This is a genomic window from Paenibacillus sp. 01T422 (assembly GCF_056398785.1).
Genome location: NZ_JBFTQB010000416.1, coordinates 1 through 5,379, shown reverse-complemented (window position 1 = coordinate 5,379; position 5,379 = coordinate 1). Strand labels below are relative to the sequence as shown.

The 5,379-nt window shown below is 47.6% G+C and carries 1 protein-coding gene; it reads right to left on the bottom strand.

Going from position 1 to position 5,379, the window contains the following annotated elements; genetic code table 11:
* Positions 1-5,379, bottom strand: a 5,379-nt coding sequence (locus AC1DUA_RS21785) for a cadherin-like beta sandwich domain-containing protein (protein ID WP_477501767.1), incomplete at both ends; no start/stop codon positions are given.

Sequence of the window (5,379 nt, the reverse complement as noted above, 5' to 3'; positions counted from 1 at the left end):
TCCGGTAAGTCCGTTACATAGATGCGAGCAACATGGTCATTATTTTGTACAGATTTTTCCAAGATCGTACGTGCATCCACAGCATCCAATTTCACCGTATCAAGCGTTTTGCCATCGGATGATTGGGTCCGTACAATGTTCGTTTGGAATGTCCAGCCTCCGGAGCTTCCTGCAACCGTCGTTTGGCGGATACTAGGACCAGAACTTGATTCCTCAATACGTTTTACGTCGATGGAATAAGTCTGTGAGGACTTCAGATCAGCTGACTCCACATTGACGATAATGGTATTACTTCCAATTCCAATAGCAGGTGTAAAGGTGCCGCCGCCTTTTTGTTTTACATGCTGCACCGTTACTGTCGCCTCTGGATCATTGGTAATCGCCTGGATTGACGCATTAGCGCTCTCAGTTGTTGAAATCGTTCCATATTTAAGTTTGTATGGCGTAAAAGCACCGTCCAAGATCGTATTTGCCTGCAAACTTGCCAGTAATGGCGGCTGTCCAGGTACGGCCTGCTTACGCAGTACAGAAACGGTATAAGTGAGCACAGTACCATCTTCAGCTTTTACCTCAATAGCAAAGGTTTGTGCATCCTTCGTAAATGGAAGTGATAAGACCGTTCCGCTCGTTACCTTATGACCATCAACATGAAGGTCTGCATCCAACTGCGCAGGAACTGGCAGAAGCTTAAACTCGCCCGTCATGTTCGGCACTAGTACCTCATAACTTTTCACTGCCGGGTTAAAATCAGTTAACAGCTCTGCTCCGTCAGTAGCAAGCCCCAAGTTTTGCAGCTGCGCATTGCCGCTTAGTTCGCGCCATACGCTTACTTGGTACTTACGTGTTTCCGAGCCGTCCGGAGAGGTCACAACCACAGGGACTTGATTCTCGCCAACTTGCAGCTGAATCGCTTGGGATGCTTGCCCGCTCTGAACGGATTGACCTTTCACTTCAATGCTGGAACCAGCTTTCATAGCGCCAGGTGTCAAGGTTACCGTGTCCACGGTGTTGTCTACATACACGGCATAACTTTCTTCCGCCCCTGTGAAGGCTTGTGCCGGTAGCACATCTTCTTTTTGCGAGGCCGTAGCATTATTCAGCTTCAATGTAGCCAACAATGCTTCATTGGAACCTTTTCCATCAAAACTCAGCGCGTAGAACTTGTCTCCTGCGCTGTCGGAATGTACTTTAATGGATACCGATTTCCCGGTAACAGGTACCGCGATATCGACATAACCGCTCTCAGGAACTGTTTTGCCATCCATCGTCACGACAGAAGCAGCAGCCATCGGAATTGCATGAACACGAACGTTTTCCGAATAAGCTAATGCTTGATAAGCGGTTGTACCGAATTGATACGGAGCACTCATCTGTGCGTTGCCTGTTGTCAGTGCCGCAAGATCGCTGGGAGTTGCCGGAATCGCTTCAGCTACACCACGAATGACTTCAAAGCCATATTCGGTTTTGTTGCCAACCTGGTCCGTAGCCGTCATCGAGATCGGCAGTCGATCCGTCGATACTCCCCATTCCAATGGTGCGTAATAGTTGAATTTTCCGTTATCATCCAATGGGACATTCGTACCGYTCACAACAAGCTTAGCTCCCGCGTCTGTTTGACCGGTTATATAAACCCTGCTTGTATCAGTAACAGTACCATTCAGTGAAATCGGCTTGCCTTGCGCGTCATTGCCTCCAGAAGCAATCAACATTGGTCCGGTGCGGTCAATGAACACCTTGCGGTATGCCGTACTGCGGTCACCGCGCTCATTCACGGCTTCAACCAGCACGTTATACTCCCGCTCTTTCAATACAGCAGTTTGAAGCAGATCTTGCAGAACAAACGTGGAAGTCCCCCCTGCTGATACATGCTCGCTGCTGCCAAGCTGCTGTCCGTTCGCGGACAAAGTAATAGCAGCGTTTTGATCGGAAGTCACCTTCAAGGAGGCTTGTTCTGCTGTTGTAAGCAACAGCTTCTCTTCATTACCGTCATATGATGTATACGTTTGTTCAATCACGGGTTGTGTGCCTGCATCAAGCGCCATCGCTAACGTTGGCGGCTGCGGAACCGGCAGAACCGTCAGTACACTCGCAGATGTTGGGCTGAGTACAACACGTCCTTGCTCATTGCCAATAGCTGAGACAGAAATCTCGTAAGTTGCACCAGCAGTTAATCCGGTAATTAAGGCATTCTGCTCAGTTCCCGATTGCGGCGTTATATCCATCATCGGAACTGCACCTTTACCACTCGTGCTGTCACTAACCCAGATACGATAAGCTGTTACGTTGCCTGCAATAGAAGCAAAGCGTAAGGATATTTCTCCATTTCCTGTAGAAAGCACCTCAGGTTGTCCAGGTGTGCTCAGTGAAATTGGCGCAGTCACCTCAACAGTTGCATCCGCAATGGCATAGATTGGTGCTTTATCAGCACTTTCGCTTACAACAGCAAGATGATAAGTGCCAGGCAACATGGAAGTCGGAAGATCAATGGCTTTACTGCCGGAAGATGGCAGACCGCTTYGAATCACTTCTCCAACCCATTGATCAGCGCTGTCCGTTAACATCATGGTTACTTGGGCATCAAACGATGCATTCTCCATGGCCCACGTAACTTGAATACGATTTTCCGCGCCAGCGACAGCTGTTGCGGATGCCTTAATCTCTGGCACAKGAATTAGTTTCTGAATTTGCAGATCAACTTTTTTCGCGTTTTGAATCATCCATTTGCCAGCTGGCGCATTAAGGAGTGAAACGTAAAGCGTATCCCTGCCGTCGTTCACTGGATTAGGTGTTGAAATCTTCGTCTGTTCAAGCGGATCTCCGCTAGGGCTTGTACTCGATACTCGGTCTGACGCCGGCTGCAAATAGGCGTTGCCAGCAGGAGCATCAAAGTTCAGCATGTACGGTGAACCGTCAGGTGCTGTAATCACGGTGTTGGCATTTCCGCCGCTGACCGTCAACATATAATTGCCCTTGTCGGCAATTTCAAAGTATTTACTGAATCGGCCTTCCATCGTCAATGGTTTAATCGATTTGAACTTCCTTGTTGACTTGTAGGCAACAACACTCGTAGGACTGCTGCTTACAACTTTCCACTGTCCATTCAAATCAATACCGTCCAGCAAAATCGTATTCTTTTGCTGCGATTCGTCATACAGCACATTCATACCTGGCAAACCTGGGTCAGTTTGAAATTTGTAAAGATCGCCGTTTGGCGCATACAGCTTTGTCTGCTCATTTGCCCCGTAAATCTCTACAATCGCTTGACCATTATCTGTCCGGGTCATATCGAAAACGGTAGGATAAGCTTGAGCTTGCACCCACTGCATGACATCCTCTATTTTCGTTATAGAAGGTACGCTGCTTAAAACGGCGCTTGGGCTTGTGCCTGCGCTGATCATCCATGTTCCAGCCTCGACCGCATCCACCAACGTGTACACATGACCATTGGCATCGCGGAGAGCGTTCCAATTCGGTTCATTCTGCGCTGTGTGCAGACTATAAGGACGACCATCTGGTTTGTAAACAATCACATCGCCTTGAGCTTCACCAACATTAAGTACGTAGCTTCCACGCTCTTTCACTGTAAATGAGGTAACCGAGCGATCCGGTGTTTGCGACCACAGCGCCGCCAAGTCACTCAAATTCAGCGATTCGTTGGCAAATAACAGTTCATTCATTTGAATGTGAGTATTACTGTTTGTCGTTAGACTCCATTTCCCTGCAAACAACCCTACACGCATATAGGTCATTTGACTGGCAGGATCATAGCTGATTTCTGGACGCACGACCTGCTCATAACCTTGTCCAGAAGGAGTACCTTTCAGAACAGCAGCTCGTTGATCTCCTGATAAGGCAATCAGTGCCGTGAAGGAACGTTCCACTGCATAGGAAGCTACTGACTTCCCGCTTGAAGCATTCGTTTCCGTTGTGATCAAAGGTGTTTGATCCAGCGACGTAAGTTGTCCATTCACTATGCGCGCTTGCGCATCCGTATGCACAGGTTCCTCTGGTTGGAAAGACAAGCTGACTGGTTTTAGATCAAAAACACGCTTTAGCTGATTCGCAGCAGCGATTCTGACCTCATTGCTCTCTTTGCCCGAATTCGAATCTGTATTCCTTAAGAATATTTCTTCTGCAATGTCCAGCCATGGTTCTGCTGCATCCATAAAATCAGAAACATTGTTCACGAAATCCAGACCTTTTTCCCACCAAGACTTCTTAGGCGGCTCCGCTTCCACTTCGAACAGAATCGTATTGTTATTGAACGTATACTTCAGATTAGCTCCAACGCCGTTATGTTTGAAAGTGCCGTATACACCTGTTTCATTTACACTGAGTGCAACGTTACTTACAGTCGCTCCGCCGATACGCGGAATCCCTTTCGGAACATAAACCGTTCCTTTAATAGCACCGTTGAATCCCTTTTGATTAAAAGAGTACGTCCCAATTGATCCTTTGAGGACTTCAAAGAGATTGATGTCGCCTTTCGTTGCGAAGCCCGGTGTTGAAAATCCTTTGATTCCAGCCGTTGCTGGATTAACTACCGTTTGCATGTTCATGTTTTTTACTGGCAGCCAATAGTAGTATTCGGTTCCACTGCCGTTAAAGCCGTAGGTCGATAGATCCATATCAATGGAATCGGTACCGATTAGATTGAACTTGTAATCCACTTGCGGATGCTTCAGTTCAGGGACGATAACATCGTTCACAGATCCGGTGACACTGAACTTCTGGGGAATCTGCGATTTCTCAGCAAGTTTGTCCACGCTGCCGAATAAATAATTGACTTGAAGACCTGTCGAGGCAAGCTTCACTTTCCGATACATGCCGAAGCTTACGCCATCCAAACGTCCTTGTTTGGTTTTCATATTCATATCGAAGCTTAAGTTCGTATCCGGCAAGCTGCCTGTTCCCTGAACACCGACATAAGGAATGCGGCTGTCCACGACGAATTTGGTATCACTTGCTTTGAGTGGCCCCACCTGAAAGCTATTCTTCATCAGGAAGGTGCCCGACAAATCAAAGCGGTTATTGCGGAATTTCAGGCCATCAAACGGTACAGTTTCCTTAACCTTCTGACTTCCTACCTGCAAGCCGATCTCCAGATCACCGGTTAAACGCAAGCCATCCTTTGTGAAAATAAGCGAGCTTGCTTTGACGGGCATATCCATATTCAAATAGTCCGTCGCTTCCGATCCGCTTAAGTCGAAAGCAAATTTGTCTGACGTGATGCTAAATGGCCCTTCATGAATCGTGTAAGATAGATTCGATCCGAGTGCTCCACCGCCATTGACGTATAAACGGCCATTGCCGGTTATTGTTGCTGGGGTTACCGTTTTGTCCACGACAAGACTGGTGCCTTTGAACATGACCGAGTCG